This window comes from Corynebacterium singulare (genome assembly GCF_000833575.1).
Classification (GTDB): Bacteria; Actinomycetota; Actinomycetes; order Mycobacteriales; family Mycobacteriaceae; genus Corynebacterium; species Corynebacterium singulare.
This window is the reverse complement of the sequence record NZ_CP010827.1, coordinates 793,445-813,151: the sequence shown is the minus strand read 5'-3', so window position 1 is coordinate 813,151 and position 19,707 is coordinate 793,445. Positions and strand designations below refer to the sequence as shown.

Sequence of the window (19,707 nt, the reverse complement as noted above, 5' to 3'; positions counted from 1 at the left end):
GCGACTCATGTAACTATACAGACGCCATGGCGCCCACCCAAATCCCCTGGGCAGGCGCCATTTCGTGGTCAGTGGCCGGCTATCTTGCTCAGCCTTCAATCGGACTTACTGGGACTGCAGTGAGCGGTAGTCCTCCACTGCCTTGTCCAGCTCGTCCAGAGCCTTGCCGTACTCCTCGAAGGAGCCACCCTTGGCCTTGTCCACGCCGTCGAGAGCCTTGTTGATGGCGTCGATCGCCTCGCCCTCGTTGGAGGCCTTCGGCGCGGAGGCCGGTGCAGAAGACTCGGAGTCCTTGCCATCCTTGGCGTCCTTCTGGTCGCCCTCGGAATCCTTCGCCTCATCCTTGTCGGTCTTCTTGCCCGAGTCGCCCTCGATCTCCGTGATGTCCTGGGCGGCCTTCGGATCGATGCCGACCTGTTCCAGGGCCTCACCAATCGTCGGGGCGTAGCCTACTCGGCCCTTGTAGGACACAAGCACGCGCAGCAGCTTCGGGAAGGCCGACTCTTGGCCCTTGCGCTGAGAGTAGATGGGCTCGAGGTAAAGGATTTCACCGTCGCCCACCGGCAGCGCCAGCAAGTTACCGTTCTTCAGGTCATTCGAGCCCTGCCACAGCGTGCGGTCACGCGCGACTTGGTCGGAGGACATCATGGCATCCTGGGCCTGCTTCGGACCCTGAGTCTGGGTATTCGTCGGCAGCACGCGCACGGTGATGTCGCCGTAGGTCTCCGGGTCGGAGGACACGGCCATGTGTGCGGACAGGAACTGACGGTTCAGGCCACGGTAGGAGGTGATGAGCTGGAAGCTCGGCTTGTTCGTTTCCGGGTCAGAGGCCAACACGTAGTACGGCGGCTGGTTCAAGCCCTGGGACTCGCCGGCGGTCGGATCCTCCGGGACGGACCAGAAGGCATCGTTGTTGAAGAACACGCCCGGGTCATCCACGTGGTACTTGGCCAGCAGGTTGCGCTGCACCTTGAACATGTCCTCCGGGTAGCGCAGGTGCTGGCGCAGCTCGTCGGAAATCTCCGACTCCGGCTTGACGACGCCCGGGAAGACGCCTTCCCACGCCTTGAGGACAGGGTCTTCGGTGTCGAACTCATAGAGATCAACGGTGCCATCGTAGGCGTCGACAGTAGCCTTCACCGAGTTACGGATGTAGCCCACCTGGTCGTTGACCAGACGCTGCGTCGTGCCGTTCGGGTTCTGCGCATCCTGGGTAGTCTCCGTCAGGGAGGTTCGCTGCGAGTACGGCAGCGAGTCCAGGGTGGTGTAGCCATCGACAACCCACTTGATGCGGCCATCAATGACCGCCGGGTAGGTGGAAGAATCCGTGGTCAGCCACGGAGCAACCTTCTCCACGCGCTCACGCGGATCGCGGTCATAAAGCAACTTGGACTCCGAACCAACACGGTCCGACAGCAGGAAGTTCAGCTCCTGGTACTTCAGGGCAAAGGCTGTGCGGTCCACAAGGTTTCCGATGTCCACGCCACCTTTCCCCTCGTAGGTGTAGGTGGAGGTATCGGTGTCGTACTCCACCGACTGCTCACCAGTCTTGCCCACGATGGCGTAATCCATGCCATCGCGTGCGCTAGCGATTACCGGGCCAAAGTAAATGCGCGGCTCGTCCACTTTAATGCCCAAGGATTCCTCGGCGTTCTTGGTCTCTCCTTCGCCCTCGGCATCCTTGCCAGACTGCGTCTGCAGATCAGCCACGGTGAAGATGGGGAAGCCACCGCGGGCAGAACCTGCATCACGGGCGACCTCATCAACCGTATTGGCCTGAGCGGCGATGAAGCCATTGCCGTGGGTATACACGGTGTGACGGTTGATCCAGTTCTGCTGGTTCTCCTGCAGCTCGTTGGGATCTAACTCGCGGGCAGCGACAACAAAATCACGGATCTCGCCGTCGATCTCGTAGCGGTCCATCGCCAGCGTCTCCGGGAAACCGTAGAAGTTCTTGAGCTGCTGCATCTGCGTAAACGTCGGCGCAAGAATATCTGGATCCAACAAGCGCAGGTTAGAAATCGTCGAATTATCGGACGCAACCTTGTCATCGGCAACATCGCCGGCGCCCCAGTTTTCCTCGTACGTCACCTTGTCTTCGGTCAGACCGTAAGCAAAACGCGTGGACTCGATGTTGCGGGAAATGGACTCGGCTTCCTTGGCCTGACGGTTCGGGTTCACAGAGAAGCGCTCCATGATGAGCGGCCAGCCCTGGCCAATGACCAGTGCCGAGAGCACCATGAGCACCACAGCAAGACCCGGGATGCGCAGGTCCTTGATCACCACTGCGGAGAAAATGGCCACGGCGACGAATACGCCGATGATCATGAGGATAATCTTCGCCGGCAGGTAGGCGTTGATGTCGGTGTAAGAACCACCGGTGAACAGCGAGTGCTTCGTGTAGAGCAACTGATAGCGCTCCAGCCAGTAGCTGGCCACCTGCAGCAGCATCCAGATACCAGCCGTCACGGCCAGCTGGGTGCGCGCGGACTTCGACAACGAGCCGCGCACACCGGCCGCGCGGTTACCAATGCGGATGCCACCGAGAATGTAGTGTCCCACCAGCGCGATGAGGAAGCACACGGCAAACAGCAACGAAAGAGCATTGACCAGCATCGACCACACCGGCAGGCGGAAAGCATAGAAACCCAGATCGTGGTTGAACTGCGGGTCAGTCACGCCGAAATCATGCGAGTTGAGGAAAAGCATGACTGGGCGCCAGTTAGCCTGGCCCAGCAGGCCGGAAACAATACCAACAAGCACAGGGATGGCCTTGAGGAAGACCCCCATGGTGCTTTCAATGGACTTGCGGTACTGGTAGACGGGCGAATTGAGGTCCGCCATGTCCATGGATGCCCCGCGCCCGCGCCAGACCAGAAGGCCAGCAACGTAAGTGATGGCGGCGGCGACCAGACCAAAAATAAGGAAGAGCACGAAGCGCGTGATCAGGGTCTTGGTGAAGACCCCGCGGTACTCAATCGCGCCGAACCACTTCCAGTCTGTGTAGAAGCCCACGAACATGGGGCCGATGAACAAGAGGATAGCGATGACGGCGACTACCCAGGACAGCACCCTGGGTGGACGTTTCATCGGGGCGGTGGGTCGGTTGAGTCCGGAAGCCAACTCCAGCTCCAATCAAGTGTCGTGCGAATATAGAGGTATCAAGCTTCTAGTCTAGAGAAGCACTACCACCGTCAACGAACAAGGACGCTTATGAGTTCCCAACCCAACTCCCAGCCAGCTGCTAACCGCGCGCTCAACAAGGCCATGCGCGAGGCCGTGGATTTCATTCACGCCGAAGGCTGGGACGCCCCTCCTACGCTGTTTGCCCTTGTCCCCACCGACTTGGTGGCAGCGCAGCTGGGGGATGTCGACGAGGATTCCCCTCTCACACTCGTGGTCCAGGATCTCCCCGAAGGTATCGAGCCGGGTTCGGATCACCTAGCCGAGTATGTTGCACGTTTGGCATGGCCGCGTGAGGTCGCCGGAGTCATCTTGGCACAGGAGATCACGTTCAAAGACACCGCAGACGCCGCGCTTGCCGACGCCCACCCCGCTCGCCTTTTCTCCGGTGTCCTCCGCGAAGGCGTGGGAGAGGATGGGACGGAAGGTGCAGAGCTCACTTTGCTCCAGCTGCGCCCCACTGAGGAGGAGCTAGAGGCCGCTGGCCCATTCGCGGAGGATGATATCCAGTTGCGTGGCGGGCCCAACGTCGCCCCCGGAGTCATCGCCGCCCTGCGCTATGGCCTCGAGCAGGATCCAGACGACGTCCTTTAATCGACTAAACTGGGCAGATAGTATTACCTACGTGTACCGCAGTACCGCAATTTAGAGGAGTATCTCGTGCGCTTGACCACCCGCCTCACCGCCGCTGCCTCAGTCGTGCTCGCCACCGGCTCACTCCTTGCCGCATGCGGCCACAAGAAAAACCCTGAGCCAGCACCGGCCTCCACAGTTGCTGCCACCGAGGAGAAGAGCCCAGAGTCTCCCACCTCCGCATCGAAGCAGGCCACTGAAACAAGCTCGGCTGTCTCGACGAGCTCCGCTGAAGAATCCGAGTCCGCGGACGCATCTGCCGGTAAGAGTGGTTCACGCAGCTCTGCCTCCACCGCTGACGGGGAGGATGGCGAGGGCTCTGACTCTGCCGAGCCAAGCTCGGCATCGGGAGGGAAATTCGACGCTTCCGTAAACGAGGCCTACGAGATTTTCGGTGGCCTCGTTCCGGAAGAGATTTTCGAGCAGTTCGATCGCTGCGATCCCAATGGTGTGACGGACTCCTTCAACTGTTCTGGCGCTGAGGTGGGCCAGTTCCAGTTCTTCAAATCCAAGGCCAAAGCCTCCCAGACCACCCAGGTGCTCACGGAGCTTCGCAGTTCTCGCGTCATCGAGGACAGCGGCAACCGCGTAGTGGGCTGGTCCATGCTGGGTAACACCGCAATCCTGACCGTCGTCGATAACGACGAAGGCCTCATCATGCAGCAGATGATCTCCACCGACCAGGATGATCCGGAGGAGCGGCTCAAGGAGCTGGGGCTGGTCTAGCTAGCCGCGGTGCGGCGGGGTCCCGCAGGTCTCGACTTCTTCCCCATCGGCGAAGTTTCGCATTGCCGCTATTGCGTCATCGAGGGTGTGTACCTTCGCCACCACCATGTCACCGGTGTCTCGGCTGGTGGCTTCCGCACAATTCTCCGCTGGGGACAGGAAAAGCTCCGCGCCCGCATCACGGGAAGCGCGAACTTTGTGGGCGATACCTCCGATGGGCCCCACCTGTCCGTCCTCACCGATGGTGCCGGTACCAGCCACAACCGCACCGCCTGTGAGGTCCTCAGTGGACAGTTTGTCAATGACCGCGAGCGTAAACATCATGCCTGCTGACGGGCCTCCGATGTCCTGCAGATTGTAATCCACACTAATGTCCTCAGTCGGCACCGACATCATAAGAATGCCCAGCAGCGGGGTGTCCTCATCCTCCGGATGCGCACCGAGGGTCACTGTCACCGTACTGTCCTTGCCCTCGCGAACGATGTCCAGTGTCACCTCATCGCCTGGAGCGAGCTCACGAACCTTCTCCTGAACCTCACCGGGTTCACTGACGGGATCTGCGTTAACGGCGGTGATGATATCGCCTTCATGGAGCGAGTCGGCCGCGGGGGCGTCACCAAGCACCTGCGCTACCTCAATGCGCACCGGTTTGTTGAGGTAGTCCATGGCCGCCACCGTGGCGGCAGACTCCGACTGCGTAAAAGCCTGCTGGTTAGCCTCCTGGACTTCCTCATCCGTCTTACCTTGGGGAATGATGTTCTCGATCGGCACGAGGGTGTCATCAGTAAACATCCACCGGCCAAGCGCCTGCGCCATCGTCATGTTGGTGCGCACCGACACCGTGGTCATATTGAGCTGACCAGAAGGTTCAAAGGTTTCGGGCGCCTTAACCTCAACGACCTGCATGCCCTCGACCTCACCCAAGGTATCCACGACGGGCCCCGGACCTTCAGAAGCATAGGGAACAGTCAGCGTGATGTCCGTGCCCGGGATGCGGTCGATGCTCAGCAAGGCTCCCGTCAGCGCCACCGGGATCGCTCCCCAGGTCAGGGTACGAAGGCGGCGGGTTCGGGGGTTCTGCTGTCGATTCACGGAGAAACAGCCTACAACGTTTGTCGGCCTGTTCGCTCTCAGCGTTGCCGTGAACCTAGAATCCTTAGCTCAGAAACCGGTAGATTGGGGCGCATGAACAACGGATTCGGTTTCTCTTTTCCCAACAACGATGATGACGACGACAAGGATCGTCGCGACCAGAACCCGTTTGGCGCCTTCGGCTTCAGCGCGGGTGGCGCTGGCGGTGGCGGTGGCCTAGGCGATCTCCTCAACCAGTTTGGCCAGATGCTCTCCGGCATGGGTTCCTCCATGAGCTCACCGGAAGGCTCCGGACCGGTCAACTATGACTTGGCCAAGCGCATCGCCCAGCAACAGATCTCCGGAGACAAGGAAGTCAACGAGAAGGACCGCACTGCGGTTCAGGAGTCCGTGCGCTTGGCGGAGCTGTGGCTTGATGATGCCACCCTGCTCCCCACCGCCTCCGGTTCTGTTACGGCGTGGAATTCCACAGAGTGGCTGGAGCACACCCTGCCCATGTGGCAGCGCATGGTGACCCCGGTGGCTGAGCACATGAACAATGCGCAGCTCGAGTCCCTGCCAGAGGAGGCCCGCGAGATGATGGGGCCGATGACCTCGATGATGAACTCGATGTCCAGCATGAATTTCGGCATGAAGCTCGGCCACGCGCTCGGTGATTTGGCCTCCCAGGCGCTCACCGGTTCCGATTTCGGACTGCCGGTCTCCCCTGCTGGCACCACAGCGTTGCTGCCGCACAACATCCAGGCCATCGCCCGAAACCTCAACGTTCCGGGCCAGGAGGTGCTGGTCTACATCGGCGCCCGTGAGGCCGCCCGCCAGCGCCTGTTCAAGCACGTTCCGTGGCTGGTAGAACGCCTTGTATCCTCCGTGGAGGAATACGCCATGGGCCTCGTCATCGACACCTCCCACATTGAGGAGGCCACCCGCGAGCTCAACCTCGAGTCCGGTGACCCGCAGGCAATCCAGGATGCGATGGGCAAACTACAGGGCATGGACCTCTCCCCCCGCATTACCTCCCGTAATGCGGGCGCAGCTTCCCGCCTAGAGACCTTGCTCGCGCTCGTTGAGGGCTGGGTCGAGCACGTTGTCACCGAAGCCTTGGGCGAGCGCATTCCATCGACGAAGGCTATGAATGAGGCGTGGTCGCACCGCCGCTCCACCGGTGGCTCTGCCGAGAAGGCTTTCTCCCAGGTCGTCGGCATTGAGCTCAACGCCCCGAAGGTGGAGGCTGCCGCTGAGCTCTGGCGCCGCGCCACCGTGGCCGTCGGTGTGGACAAGCGTGATTCCGCGTGGGATCACCCAGACCTGCTTCCTACGGCCGAACACATCGAGAACCCTGCCTCCTTCATCGACGGTTTGCTCGATGACAGCACCGACGAGGGCTTCGAAGAGGAGTTCTCCAAGCTGGAGGAAATGCTCAAGCAGCAGTCCAGTGGCCAAACTGATGCCGCGGAAGAAGACGGCACTCCCGACCAAGACTCCGCGTCTAACGAGGACGTCCACGATTCGGACGACGGCACGGGTAAGGATGAGGGCGAAGGCAAAGAATCCCGCGACAACTAGTGCGCGCGGCAGGACTACTGTACTGCGCGGTTAGCGGAAGCGCTGATAGGCCTCCAAATAGCCTTTGGCCCGTTCCGCTTTCGGTGCCCGGTCAGCCCACTCCCAAAACTCCGGGCCATGCCCGGAAATGAAGGTATGGGTTAACTCGTGAATGATCACGGCGTCAAGAACGTACTCAGGGACGTCCTGCAGACGGTCAGAAATGCGGATATCTCCCGTTGAGGTAGTACAGCTGCCCCAACGGGATTTTTGGTTGCTCACCCAACGAATAGACCCCAGCTTCGCGCGGCCTTCCAGGTAGCGCGTGTTGAGAGAGTGGGCGCGGGTGGTGAGGGAGGCGTCGGAAAGCTGCGTCGATGTGTGCTTTTTCTGCACCTTCGCCACGATGTCCGCCACGGCCTTCTCCTCCTCCGCGGAGGACATCCACGCGGGAATGCGTACCTCCAGAATGCCGTCGACAGTGCGGGCTTGAACGGTACGCCGGCGCCGGGCGGAACGGATGACACGCACTTCGGGATTACTCGACATGACAGGGCATTCTACCTGTGGTGCAATGGAAGCCAACCGCGGCTGGGAGGGATGCCGCGACACGGGGAGGAACACATGGCGGCACAGGCCTACGCATTGGCGCCCGACGTGGCGGTACTGGAACGCGAGCCAGGCATCTTACAGTGCGGTATGGATGCCACACGGGTCGGTGTGCTGGAAGCGCACCCACAGTTGGCAAGTCTGCTCAACCGCCTTCGCACGCCGCTGACAAGGCAAACCATTGAAAAATCAATTGAAAACACCGGGCTTACCCCAGCGGCCGCACGCAGTGTGGTGGATGATCTCATCAGCTACAACGTCCTGTGGCCGGAACCCGCACCGCAACGCGTGGCGGTGCTGGGAACGTCGGTGTTGGCCGATGAGCTTCGAGATGCCCTCCTCACCGACCATTTCCAACCTCGCTCACCACTGCACACAGAACCGCCCGCGAAGTATATCGAAGGAGTGTCCGGGCATCTGCCCATCGTGGCGGTCGACATGCTCAGTGGAGCGGTGGAATGGGCGCATGCTCTCCACAAAAGTCCGGCGACGTGGCTTCCGGTTTCCATGCTGGACGCTCGGGGCATCATCGGGCCAGTGCGCGTTAAAGGCACAGGACCTTGTCCGATGTGCGCACACCTGCACCGCATCGATGCCGATGAACAGTGGCACGAGGTAGCCCAACGCGCTAGTGAAGCATCACGGCCGGGAGACCCCGTGACACGCACCGCGGTGGTCATGCATGCAGTGGTCACAATCCGGCGGCTGATGGGACGTCCAGCTCCGCCTGGAGCGCCACGCACACGACCACTGGCGGGAGAGCTCAAGGAGGTTGACCTGTACGGAGTTGAACAGCACCGCCTCGTACTGGAGCATCCACGCTGCCCTTATTGCAGGGGGTAATCTGTGCGGCCCTAGTGGGTAGAGGCAATGATCTGCAGGACTTCCGCCCCATAGCGCTCCAGTTTGGCAGGCCCCACGCCAGATACATCGAGCAGCTCAGCCTCCGTAGACGGCAACGCCTCTGAGATGGCCTGCAAGGTGGCGTCTGAAAAGACGACGTAGGCCGGAACCTTGGAATCCCTTGCCACTGAGGCACGCCAGGAACGCAGTGCCGTGAAAACTTCCTCATCTCCCTCATACTCACACCATTCGTGACGGCCGAGGACTTTTTCTGCCGGGCTGGTGAGTTCAGCAGAGCACACCCGACAGCGGCGTGGGCGGTAACGGCGGTTGCTGGATTGGCTTTCTTCGAGTTCAGGAACAAGGCCATCGAGAAAACGTGTGCGTTCACGCGAGGCCCGCGAGCCAGTTGTTTTTGCCAATGCCCACGACAAGGCTAGATGCTCCCTGGCACGGGTAATGCCCACGTAGAACAGGCGGCGTTCCTCTTCCACCTGCTCGTCACCTGCCTTGATGGCGTGGTTGATGGGCAGCAGCTTCTCGGTGAGCCCCACGAGGAACACCGCATCCCACTCCAAACCCTTGGCCGCGTGAATGGTGGCCAAGGTAACGCCTTCCATGGTGGGGTTGTGCTTGTTGTCCGAACGGCGGTGTAGCTCTCCCAGCACACCGTTGAGGTCAATGTCCTCGTGGTCTTCCACAATCTGAGCAATGAGATCCACGAGCGCGCTGAGGGACTGCCAACGCTCACGAGCCTGCGCACCCTGCGGCTCAGTAGCCGTTAACCCCAGCTCCACAAAGGCGGCACGGGCAATAGCCACTGGGTCCTCCGGAAGATCATCGCGGCGCGTAGCCGCAATGAGCACGCGGATGGCCTCCAGAATTTCTGGGCGGCGGAAGAAACCTTCGCCACCGCGAACTTGGTAGACAATTCCGGCATCCGCCAAGGCCTGCTCAAAGTGCTCCGATTGCGCGTTGATGCGGTAAAGAATGGCAATCTCTGAGGCCTTCACGCCCTGGTTCAGCAGGGTGAGCACCTGACCAGCGACCTCTTTGGCCTCAATTTCCTCGGATTCATAGGCCTTAAATGTGGGCTCTGGCCCCGGCTCACGCATGCCCTGCAGCTCCAGACGAGTGCCAGCGGCGCGTCCAGTAGCTTTAGCAATGACCGCATTCGCCAGATCTGTGACCTGCGGGGTGGAACGGTAATCTCGCTGCAACTTAATCATCGTGGCCTGCGGATACGTGCGGGAAAAGTCCAGCAGGTATTCCGGGGAGGCTCCGTTAAAGGAGTAAATGGTCTGGTTGGCGTCACCCACCACAGTCAGGTCATCGCGCTCCCCTAGCCAGGCTTCAAGCACACGCTGCTGTAGTGGTGTGACGTCCTGATACTCGTCCACGACGAAGGTGCGATATTGCTCACGGAATACTTCCGCCACGGACGGCACATTTTCGATGGCCCCGGCAATGTGCATGAGCAAGTCATCGAAGTCCAAGTACATGAGGTCAGGGGTGGACTTCATATCCTCATAGCGGCGAAAAACTTCCGCCACGGCGTTCGGATCCCCAGGCGCTTCGCGGTCCGTGCTCTCGATGATGCCTGGGTAGCCCTCGGGGCTAATGAGTGAGGACTTAGCCCACTCAATTTCCCCAAGGAAGTCCCTAATGGTGTCCTTGGTGTTCTCTAGGCCCAATGACCGGACTGCGCGGCCAACGAGGCTGAATTTGTTATCGATGAGCTGCCATGGCAGGTCTCCAGCCACCTGCGGCCAGAAGAACTTCAGTTGGCGGCGAGCCGCCGCATGGAAGGTTTGGGCCTGCACTCCCCCGACGCCCATCTGGTGGAGGCGCTCGCGCATCTCACTCGCCGCACGCGTGGTGAATGTGACGGCGAGCACGCGCTGCGGGTTGACGAATCCTCGGTCCACCATGTGGGCGATGCGGTAGGTAATCGTACGGGTTTTACCCGTGCCCGCGCCCGCGAGGATGCAGACCGGGCCGCGCGGTGCCGTCGCAGCGGCGCGCTGATCTTCATCGAGCAGGGACAGATCCGGTCTCATCACCGTGGAACCACTCCATAATCATCGTGTGTGCAATTGAGCCCGAACGGGCAATGGGCAAACTCGGCACATCGGCACGGGACACCCACCGAACCTCTGCGAGTTCTTCGTCAGTATCGCACACGGGTTGGACATCCTGTGCCACCGCGGAAAAGCCCACCATAAGGGACCCACTGGGCGGCCACGGTTGGGAACCCCAATACGTCACTGAATGGATACGGCGGCCGGTTTCTTCGAGGGCCTCCCGTGCCATCGCGTCCTCCAACGTCTCTCCCGGATCAACATAGCCCGCGATGAGGGAAAAGAATCCCGGGCGGTGCCTGTTCCGGGCCAACAGGATGCGATCCAGCTCAGGATGATGAATGATACCGATAACCGCGGGATCTACTCGCGGAAAGACCATTCGCTCCCCTATGCGCCCCACGGCTCCAGGTGCTGGGTAGTCCAACTCCTGACCTGTGCGCGGATCGAAGCGCGCTTCGCGACGGTTACGGATAAGATGCAGCGCTTTAAGCACAGCGTGCTGACCAGTAAAGAACGTGGCATCCCGCAAAGCACCAAGTTTCTCAGCGGCAGAAGTCTCAAGTACAAAGGCACGGACCTCGCCTACCTCCACAAGAATGTCACCTGCCGGTTCGGCAACAAGGACCGGCCGGCCCTCTGTATCCACAGGGATCCGGCCGGTTTCGGTGACAGGCAGGAACATTACTTGTCGTCGTCCTCGTCCTCATCGGAGTCTTCAATTGCCTGCTGCATCTCATGCTTGATGTAGAGCAGGCGGTCACCCGGTTTCAGGGCATACGCATCCGCGGTGTCCACGCGGTGCAGCTCATTGTTGCGGAGGACGGCTAGCACGATGTCTGCCAAGTGGCGTGGGTTAGAGCCGACTTCAAACTCACGTACCGCGCGCTCCGCGACGGAGAAGCCCTCATTCGGGGACAGAAGATCCTCCATCATTTCCACCACGGTTGGGGTAACGGTGGCCAAGCCGAGGAGGCGTCCAGCGGTCTCTGCAGAGGTCACCACTGAGTCAGCGCCTGACTGCAGAAGGAGGTGGCGGTTCTCGGATTCACGAACAGAAGCCACCACCTTGGCCTTAGGGTTGAGCTCGCGCACGGATAGCGTACACAGCACCGCAGTATCGTCGGTGGACGGCGTCACGACGACTGACGACGCATGTTGTGCACCGGCGATGCGCAGGACGTCCTGCTTCGATCCCGAACCGTAGATGGTGACGAGTCCATGGTGTTCTGCATTGGCAAGTGCAGCACGGTTCGTATCAACGACGACGATTTGCGAAGGCGGGACATCATCCGCAATGAGTGCGGCCACCGCACCAGCGCCCTTGGTGCCATAGCCGATAACGACAGTGTGGTTACGCAATTGCTTTCTCCAATTCTGGATTTCAAATGTGCGGCGCGCACGATCCGTGAGCACTGACAACGTAGCGCCGACCAACAGCACAAGGAAGAGCAGTCGGGCAGGTGTAACGATGACGAGGTTCAGAAACCGTGCTTGTGGGGTAACCGGAACGATGTCACCATAACCCACGGTGGTGAGTGACACTGCCGAATAATACGCCGCATCGAGGAACGACAGATCCTCGCTGTAGCCATCGCCGTCGAAGTAAACGACGATGGTGACGAAAACGAGCAATCCCATGGCCCACAAAACGCGGCGTGCGAGCTGCTTCCACGGGTTGGTGCTTTCTGTACGCGGGAGAGTGATGACGTCAATCAGCGCATGGTCAGGCTGCGACGTCAACTCGATCTGCGGTAAGAAACGCGACTTAAGGCGTTTACCTATGCGTTTGGCCACGAGGTGCCAACCTCCCTTGGACGGAGCGAATGTACCGTGAGACTACCTTAGACTCAACCCCGGCGGGGTTGAAACTGCAGAGTCTAAAAGCTCTGCGAGACGAGCGCCTGTGGGCAAGTCCTCCGGCTCCAAAAGGAAGTTCTCATGGACGTAGAAAAATGCTGCTCGGACAGAATCAACACCGTGGATTCGGCGCCACGCTTCGGCATATACAGCGAGCTGAATCTGTGCTGACTTTAGCGCAGCTCCCTGCGGGCGTCTGCCCGTCTTCCAGTCCACAATGAGCCACGATCCGTCTGGCTGCTGAAATACGGCATCCATGCGGCCGCGCACTACGGAATCCCCGATGGTGATTTCAAACGGCGCCTCGACGTGTGCCGGGGTCCGCTGTGCCCAATCAGAGGCAAGGAAAGCCTCTTTGAGTGATTCCAAATCGTGGTCCGGTTCGTCATGGGAGCCAGGCAGCTCATCCTCGCCCAACAATGCCGGTGCTCCAAAGCGTTCCTCCAACCACGCATGGAAGGCAGTACCGCGCTTGGCATAGGAATTAGGTTTAAAGGGAATGGGACGACGCTGACGGCGGGCAAACTGAATGGGATCGGCCGACATGGCCACCATGTCAGAAGCCGTCAGTTCGCTCGGCAGCTCCACATCAACGACGGGGGCCTGCAAAGACTTGTGCTCTTCAATAAGTGCGTTGGCTTCTTGTTCCCACAAATCAAAGGTCTCGCCATCGCGCAAAGGCGGAAGCTCCTCCAGTGCAGTGCGCACCGCTGCTGCCGCATCCACCGCCTCCGGTTGCGGGGTCAGCGACGGGAAGTGAGCTTTGAGCTCTGCGCCTTCTTCAGCTTCAACTGGGAGGTCTGGGACTTCCCAATGGATGATGAGCTCAGGATGCTTGGCGGCGAGCAGTTGCAGGTAGGAGTACGGCCCCTTCTTATTCTTTCCTTTTTGCTTAGTGGTACCTGATCCCGTCACCGTGAGCGTGGACTCTGTGCGCGTCATCGCTACATAGAAAAGGCGAGCTGCTTCCTCTGCTTGGAATTCTCGGTCAAGGTCCTTGAATGCCACACAGGCTTTGCCGAAATCCGACCGACTTGTAGCGTCTTCGGGAAGCTCGATGTAGTCATCATCGCCGGGAGCCTTCTCAATCTTGGTGAGGAATGTTTCAGCCTGAGCCTTATAGCTCGATGAGTCTGCGTGCGCTACGCACACGTGCTCCCACTCCAAGCCTTTGGCCTTGTGCACGGTCATGATCTGGACCCGGTTGCGCACTACTGGAACCTCACCCAAGGCGAGTCCATCCTCTTTCTCCTTGGCAAGCTCAAGATAGTCCAACAATGCAGCCAAGCTATCCCCGTGGAAACCGGCGACTAGGTCAGCGAAGGCATCGAGGTGCGTTGTTCCTCCGAGAGTGCCGGCAGCGAGAACCTCAGTACGCACACCAAAGACGAGCTCGATATCAGCGAAAATGTCATTCAGTGATTTACCCAGCGAGTACGTGCGCAGGTAGCGCAATTTGGCCGCGACATCCTCCATCCGCTCGAGCCCTTCTGGACTGTAGCGGTCACGTTCACCAAGATCGGCGAGGGCATCTGCGAGGCCCAGCACTTGGTCAGGTCCTTCAGTTGTGATGGCATCTACCTGTTCGGCTAGGTACTCCACGGGGTCGCCATCCTCCCACCGCAAGCGGCCTTCAGTGGCGCCAGCTAGGTTGCGCTGACGCGAGTGAAGGGCCTGGATATCGGCAATGCCCAATCCACACATCGGTCCTGTCAACACACGCAACGCTGCCGTTGTGTTCTGCGGACGAACCAGCAACGTAGCTACTGCAACGAGGTCCTGGATTTCAGGACGCCACAGCAGTCCTCCCACACCGAAGATTTCATTAGGCACACCTACCTCGTCGAGAGCCGCAGCGATCAATGGGGATTGCCGGTTAGTGCGTACCAAAACTGCAGCACTAAAATCCTCGCCCTCAGGCGTGGCCTCATACAACTCACGAAGGTGTTCCGCAATGAAGGCTCGCTCCTCTGCTTCCGTGGCGAAGTAGCCCAATTCAACGGTTCCTGCCGGGGCCGTTGGTTTCGCTGAGAGCTCATCAACGGGACGTTGCCCTGGGCTTCCAGAAAAGAGCTTCGCAGCAACATCGTTGGCCAGCTCTAGAACCGTGGAGGGGTTTCGCCACGACGTGGTGAGCTGGTCTTTCGGCGCATCGGATCCGTCTTGTTGTGGGAAGTCCGTCACGAACGCGGCAAGGTTTTCGGATGTAGCACCACGCCAGCCATAGATGGACTGCATGGGGTCACCAACGGCGGTCACCGACAATCCCTCACGCAGACCACCGAAGAGGGAGCGCAGCAAGATGCGTTGTGCGTGAGACGTGTCTTGGTACTCGTCGAGCATGACAACGCGATAGCGCGCGCTTTGCTGTTCTCCCAAGAGCGGAAAGTTCTTGGCCAAGGTAGCTGCGATGGACATCTGTTCGCCGAAGGTGATAACACCGCGCTCAGCCTGCTCCTTCTTGAGGGCTTCCACGAGAGGCAAGTACTCCACACGGAGGCGCTGCGTGTCAAGATAGCGCTGAACATCCTGGCTGAACTCGCCCTTGGTCCTTTTGTCTTTTGGAAGGTCCTCGGCAGTTTTGCGAAAAATCTCCGCATGCTCGCGCAACGTGTATGGATCCGTGAGTTCACCGTCCATAGTCTGTGCGAGGTTCAACAAGGTGGCAGTCACGGAGGCAACTGAGTTATCGGTACTCAGGGAACCGGAATAGTTACTCACTACCTCATGAGCAATGGCGTAGCGCTCAGCCTCCGTAATAATGCGTGCGCTCGGTTCCACCGGCATGAGAAGCCCATATTCACGAACGAGGTCACCTGCGTAAGAGTCGTAGGTAGACACCTTGGGCACAATATTGTCGACGGCCTCAGCAGCAGCGCTGCCGGGAGTAAGGATTCCCGACGAGCGCAAGGTCATAAGCTGACGCCGGATACGCTGCTCAAGCTGCTGCGCTGCCTTGCGGGTAAAAGTCAAGCCAAGGACCTGTTCGGGACGCACAAGGCCGTTGGCAACAAGGGAGACAACGCGAGAAGCCATCGTCTCGGTTTTGCCTGCGCCAGCACCAGCAACGACGAGTTTGGGCCCGAGCGGACTTTCGATGACGGCAGCCTGCTCTTCCGTAGGAGGGAATGGCTTGCCCAGGGCAGCCGCCAATTCTTCAGGACTGAAGTGGTGATTGGGATTCTGAGATTGATTAGGCATTGGTCACCAGACCTCCTTCGTTCATGATGGGACAGATGGAGCGGATAGCGCATCGATCGCAGCCGTCATTCTCACGGGCAGTGAGCCTGGGTCCGCGCAGCTCTGCGACGAGGGCCGGTAACTGTGCTGCGAATTCCTCGAGTTCCTCGGGCGGCTTCGCTGTTTGTTCACGTTCCGTCACGGAGGCAGCCGAGGAGCGAGGGAATATCAACCGGCTTGTAGCACGGGGGACACCGCCGCCAGTGCGGATTTCCTTGACCCATTCCCCATCAGCTGTGTCCTCCATGACCAATTCTCCGTGAGCAAGGGCCAGCTGGTAAGTCATCAGCTGCGTGTTGTCCCGAACGCTGTTTTGCGTTGCTACCTGCCCCCCAGTCTTGAGATCGACCACGGCGTACTCCTCACCGTCTTTCATGAGCCGGTCGATGTATCCACGTATGGTCACCTCAGCCGCGACGTCAACGGTCACGGGGACCTCGACGCCAACGGACTCCAATTTGTTGCTCAGAGTCCAGCTATAGGTGCGATCAATAAGCCGCTCAAAATCGGCAAGCTCGGCATCCCGATGCCACAAAGGACCGTCAAGCAGGGATGCGAAGGCGTCGACCACGAGTTGCTTCGCAGCTCCAGGTTCAACTCGACGCCCCAGTGCTTCAAGGAAAGCATGGGCAAGGTTGCCGCGAATAAGATTGATATTCGTCGTCTCTTCTTCAGCAAGGCTTCCCAACACGGCGTTGAGAGGGCACGCCATGAGTGCCTCCACCCGAGACGGCGACACGCTGGTGGAGCCACGCAGCTGCTGCTCCGAGGCCACGGAACGTGCGGCCCACCACTGATCCGGGTGAGCGCCCGGGACACCAGCCTCAGCAAGTCGGGCTAGTTGGCGTACTGCCTGAGAACGTTCGGCCTCCCCTGACTCTGGGTCGGTGGCGCACCGGCGCAATTGTGCAACAAAGGATGGCACAGAAAGCACCGAGATTTCCAGAGGATCCAGTTCCTCATCGTTGTCGCCACCGCGACGCACCGTTACCGGACTTGGCTCCGGAAGCTCCAGGCCTAACTCGCGCGGCAGGGCCTGGCGCGACAGCCGCTGACCTGCTTCCCGGCGCGCCCGGGCTCCGGGAACATCCACGCCGCCAGCTGACAGGAACTCCGCGATAAAGCGGGAAGGTTCTTCCACCTCATCACTTTCGGGGGAATCCACCGACACAATGAGCAGTCGATGCAGATGACGAGTCGTGGCCACGTGGAAAAGACGCCGCTCTTCTGCCAAGCGCCCGGAAACATGGCTGACCGGAGTGCCCGGTGCGATGCCACGATCGAGCAGATCGATGAGGTCCTCCTGTCCGAACAGCGAACCAGTCTCTCCCACCGAGGGCCAGGTTCCTTCCTGTACGCCAGCGACAACGACGGTGTCCCATTCGCGTCCCACCGCGCCATGAGCAGTGAGAATCTCCACCGCATCTGGCAGCGCAGAACGGCGGTCACGCACACCGGTGGGCAGCTCTTGTTCCGTAATGTGGAGAATGAAAGACTCCAACGAGGCTGAGGGGCGGCGTTCGGCGTAGTCACCCGCAGCATCAAAGAGCGCCATCATGGCATCAAGGTCACGGTCTGCTTGCGAGCCAGCCGCACCACCGCGTAATGCTGCGGCTTGCAGGCGGGTATCAAGGCCGGTAGCTTGCCACACTTCCCACAGGACTTCTTCCACAGCGGCCCCGGTGCGCAGGGCTTCACGCCCGGCAGAGAGGACGCCACGAATACGCGCCAAGATGGCTTCTTCGCGCTCGGTAAGGAGGTTATTGAAATCCGGCAGCTCACCCTCGAGCAGCTCGCGCAGCGTATCCATGCCGCGCTGCTCCGGCTTCCAACGGCGCAAGCCGCGAATAAGACGACGCAACGTGACCGGATCGGCACCGCCTACTGGCCCGGTGATGAGTTCCTCAAGGTCTGCTGGGTCAAGCTCGGACTCTAGCGCACGCAGCGCCAGCATGACGGCCTTCACCAAACGCTGTTCTGCCAGCACAACGTCCGTAGGGTTGATGTGCACAGGAACGCCCGCCGCTAACAGGGTGCGGCGAACCGGTCCGATGTCTCCCGTCGAGCGCACGATGACTGCAATATCGCGCCAGCCCACGTTGTCTTCTAGATGACGGCGGCGGACCGTATTGGCCACAACGTCGCGCAACGTGCGGCGAGAATCCACGACGCTGACACAGGCCGGGGCGGGCTTGCGTTGCGGAGCTTCGAGGCGCAGTTCGTTGCCCGCCTCCCACGTGGTCAAGAACTCCGAGTTGGCGCCGCGAAAAGCAAACACGGCCTGATCTGGGTCACCGCCAATGACGGTGAGGCGGGCAGTTTTTGCTAGTTCCGCAATGAGCTGTCCGGAGGTGGGGTCCAACAGCTGAGCATCATCCACCACAATGGTGTGCCATGGGTGCTCCTGGAGCAGCTCTGGGCGCAAAAGTACCTGACTGACAAGCTCCGCCGCGGAGTACGAGTGCGAACCTGCAAGCGCCTGGATGCGTTCGTATTCGCGGAGAAAGTCTCCGGCTGCGGACCACATGGGGCGCTCGTACTGAGCACCGAGTTCCTCTAGATCGCTGGGGCCCAACCCGCGTTCGATGGCGCGCAACAGGAGGTCACGCAATTGACGGGCAAAGCCTACGTAGTCCAAAGCTGGGCGGATGTCTGCCGGCCACGCACCTCGACCATCGGCCGCGTGGCCGGCAAGAAGCTCGCGGATGACTGCATCCTGTTCGGCACCGGTAATTAGCCGTAGCTCCTCATCACTTCCACGGCGCAGGAGTGCGAAAGCCAAGGAGTGCACGGAGCGCACCATGGAAGCTTGTGCGGCATAGTCATCAAGATGTTCGGCTAGCTCACGGCGAAGTAAGGAACCAGACTCTTTCGATGGTGCGACAACGAGGATGCCGGAAGCATCGGCGCCGCTGGTGAGTTGTTCCACGACAACGTCGATAAGCAAGCTCGACACGCCCGACCCCGCTGTGCCTAGTACTCGCCAGGTTCCCTCCTTCGGTAGCGGAACATCCCACGTACGCCGGGAAACACGACGAGTGCGGGGAACGAGGCGGACATCCGGCGATGGAGGAAGCGTGACGCCGGCGCGGGTGGCGGACTGACTGCTGTAATTCACGCCTTATAGTCTGTCAGATACCGCGGACACGAGGGCCTCTTCCACCTTCTCAATATTCGAACGCACCGTCGACTTCGAGGAAGGATGCAGAGTATTGACGTAGCGACGGTACGCCACGGCACGCAGCAACAGCTGGCGCAGGCCCGGCACTGCAGCAAAGCGGCTACAGATATCCGCGTCGACGGCGTCCGCGATAAGTCCATCCACCATGACCAACGCTGCAGACCAACCCTGCGGGCGAGGAGCCGCCGAGGGCACGATATCGGTCACCGCAGGGGGATGTGCCCCAGAGAAAATCGTCGTCCCCACGACATCGACATGTGCGGTCATTAGCGGAAGCTGTGCAAGCTCGGCGTCCGAATAAGCCTCACCTGTCTCCTCCCACGCAGCACGCTCTGCCCGGGCGAAGATGTCGTCGCGCTGGCCGAAGGTAGGAAGCGGTGCGGTAGCCAGGACGGCTTCTAAACGCAGTGCCACGTGCACTGTCTCATCAATACGCCCGCGCAGCTGACCAGGGACAAATTGCGTGGCCTTCCAGCCAGCAGCAGTGTAGCGGCCATCTGTAGTGAGTACAGGACGGGCGATACGCATACCGGGAACACTAAGCTTGTCACGGACTTTGGCAGACCAGCCGGACCAGTCGCGCGCTTCAGCAAACACGACATCGCCAACGAGGATGCCGTTATCCCAGGCAGGCCCCAGCACCTCACCGCCCGCTCGGCGGGAGCGGACCTCAGCGTTGAACGTGGCCAGGACAGGTTCGGGCGGCAGCGGCATGGT

The 19,707-nt window shown here is 60.2% G+C and carries 13 protein-coding genes; 4 read left to right on the top strand and 9 right to left on the bottom strand.

Annotated features, from left to right (window positions below; translation table 11 throughout):
* Positions 1 to 105: 105 nt before the first annotated feature.
* Positions 106 to 3,090 carry a UPF0182 family protein gene (locus tag CSING_RS03790; protein ID WP_042529860.1) on the bottom strand — a complete coding sequence of 995 codons (2,985 nt, stop codon included), beginning with the start codon at positions 3,088 to 3,090 and terminating at the stop codon, positions 106 to 108.
* A 123-nt stretch (positions 3,091 to 3,213) separates the two neighbouring features.
* Between CSING_RS03790 and CSING_RS03785 the strand changes: the two genes are divergently transcribed.
* Positions 3,214 to 3,777, top strand: coding sequence for a PPA1309 family protein (locus CSING_RS03785; RefSeq protein WP_042529858.1), 564 nt, complete (start codon positions 3,214 to 3,216; stop codon positions 3,775 to 3,777).
* A 66-nt stretch (positions 3,778 to 3,843) separates the two neighbouring features.
* A complete protein-coding gene (locus CSING_RS03780; RefSeq protein WP_042529856.1) occupies positions 3,844 to 4,542 on the top strand; it encodes a hypothetical protein in 699 nt (232 codons plus the stop codon).
* Here the strand turns inward: CSING_RS03780 and CSING_RS03775 are convergent, their stop codons facing one another.
* Entirely contained in the window at positions 4,543 to 5,634 is a 1,092-nt protein-coding gene (locus CSING_RS03775) for a YlbL family protein (RefSeq protein ID WP_042529854.1), read from the bottom strand.
* Positions 5,635 to 5,727: 93 nt separating this feature from the next.
* On the opposite strand from CSING_RS03775, the gene CSING_RS03770 reads away from it, so the two are divergent.
* On the top strand, positions 5,728 to 7,197 hold the full coding sequence (locus CSING_RS03770; protein WP_042529852.1) for a zinc-dependent metalloprotease: 1,470 nt from the start codon (positions 5,728 to 5,730) through the stop codon (positions 7,195 to 7,197).
* A 30-nt stretch (positions 7,198 to 7,227) separates the two neighbouring features.
* On the opposite strand, the gene CSING_RS03765 is transcribed toward CSING_RS03770, so the two are convergent.
* The gene (locus CSING_RS03765) at positions 7,228 to 7,725 is read right to left on the bottom strand and encodes a M48 metallopeptidase family protein (RefSeq protein ID WP_042529850.1); all 498 of its coding nucleotides are present in this window, start codon (positions 7,723 to 7,725) and stop codon (positions 7,228 to 7,230) included.
* Positions 7,726 to 7,800: 75 nt separating this feature from the next.
* Between CSING_RS03765 and CSING_RS03760 the strand changes: the two genes are divergently transcribed.
* Complete coding sequence (locus CSING_RS03760) at positions 7,801 to 8,628, top strand: TOMM precursor leader peptide-binding protein (protein ID WP_042529849.1); 828 nt, start codon at positions 7,801 to 7,803, stop codon at positions 8,626 to 8,628.
* Positions 8,629 to 8,639: 11 nt separating this feature from the next.
* Here CSING_RS03760 and CSING_RS03755 read toward each other — a convergent pair whose 3' ends face one another.
* From CSING_RS03755 to CSING_RS03730, 6 genes are all read right to left on the bottom strand, one after another.
* Positions 8,640 to 10,691 (bottom strand): ATP-dependent DNA helicase UvrD2, encoded by a 2,052-nt coding sequence (locus tag CSING_RS03755; protein WP_042529847.1) that lies wholly within the window; start codon positions 10,689 to 10,691, stop codon positions 8,640 to 8,642.
* A complete protein-coding gene (locus CSING_RS03750) occupies positions 10,660 to 11,394 on the bottom strand; it encodes an NAD(+) diphosphatase (RefSeq protein WP_042529845.1) in 735 nt (244 codons plus the stop codon). Before CSING_RS03750 ends, CSING_RS03755 begins: the two co-directional genes overlap by 32 nt.
* Positions 11,394 to 12,506 (bottom strand): potassium channel family protein, encoded by a 1,113-nt coding sequence (locus CSING_RS03745; protein ID WP_042529843.1) that lies wholly within the window; start codon positions 12,504 to 12,506, stop codon positions 11,394 to 11,396. The genes CSING_RS03750 and CSING_RS03745 overlap by 1 nt, the downstream gene beginning before the upstream one ends.
* Before the next feature lie 42 nt (positions 12,507 to 12,548).
* On the bottom strand, positions 12,549 to 15,770 hold the full coding sequence (locus CSING_RS03740) for an ATP-dependent helicase (RefSeq protein ID WP_042529841.1): 3,222 nt from the start codon (positions 15,768 to 15,770) through the stop codon (positions 12,549 to 12,551).
* Positions 15,763 to 18,765, bottom strand: a complete 3,003-nt coding sequence (locus CSING_RS03735) for an ATP-dependent DNA helicase (protein ID WP_042529839.1) — start codon at positions 18,763 to 18,765, stop codon at positions 15,763 to 15,765. The genes CSING_RS03740 and CSING_RS03735 overlap by 8 nt, the downstream gene beginning before the upstream one ends.
* Before the next feature lie 165 nt (positions 18,766 to 18,930).
* Positions 18,931 to 19,704, bottom strand: a complete 774-nt coding sequence (locus tag CSING_RS03730) for a hypothetical protein (protein ID WP_042529837.1) — start codon at positions 19,702 to 19,704, stop codon at positions 18,931 to 18,933.
* Positions 19,705 to 19,707 lie beyond the last annotated feature (3 nt).

Coding starts and splice junctions, on each gene's coding strand:
- CSING_RS03790 (WP_042529860.1), bottom strand. CDS start 3,090: ATGAAACGTCCACCCAGGGTGCTGTCCTGGGTAGTCGCCGTCATCGCT.
- CSING_RS03785 (WP_042529858.1), top strand. CDS start 3,214: ATGAGTTCCCAACCCAACTCCCAGCCAGCTGCTAACCGCGCGCTCAAC.
- CSING_RS03770 (WP_042529852.1), top strand. CDS start 5,728: ATGAACAACGGATTCGGTTTCTCTTTTCCCAACAACGATGATGACGAC.
- CSING_RS03765 (WP_042529850.1), bottom strand. CDS start 7,725: ATGTCGAGTAATCCCGAAGTGCGTGTCATCCGTTCCGCCCGGCGCCGG.
- CSING_RS03760 (WP_042529849.1), top strand. CDS start 7,801: ATGGCGGCACAGGCCTACGCATTGGCGCCCGACGTGGCGGTACTGGAA.
- CSING_RS03750 (WP_042529845.1), bottom strand. CDS start 11,394: ATGTTCCTGCCTGTCACCGAAACCGGCCGGATCCCTGTGGATACAGAG.
- CSING_RS03740 (WP_042529841.1), bottom strand. CDS start 15,770: ATGCCTAATCAATCTCAGAATCCCAATCACCACTTCAGTCCTGAAGAA.
- CSING_RS03730 (WP_042529837.1), bottom strand. CDS start 19,704: ATGCCGCTGCCGCCCGAACCTGTCCTGGCCACGTTCAACGCTGAGGTC.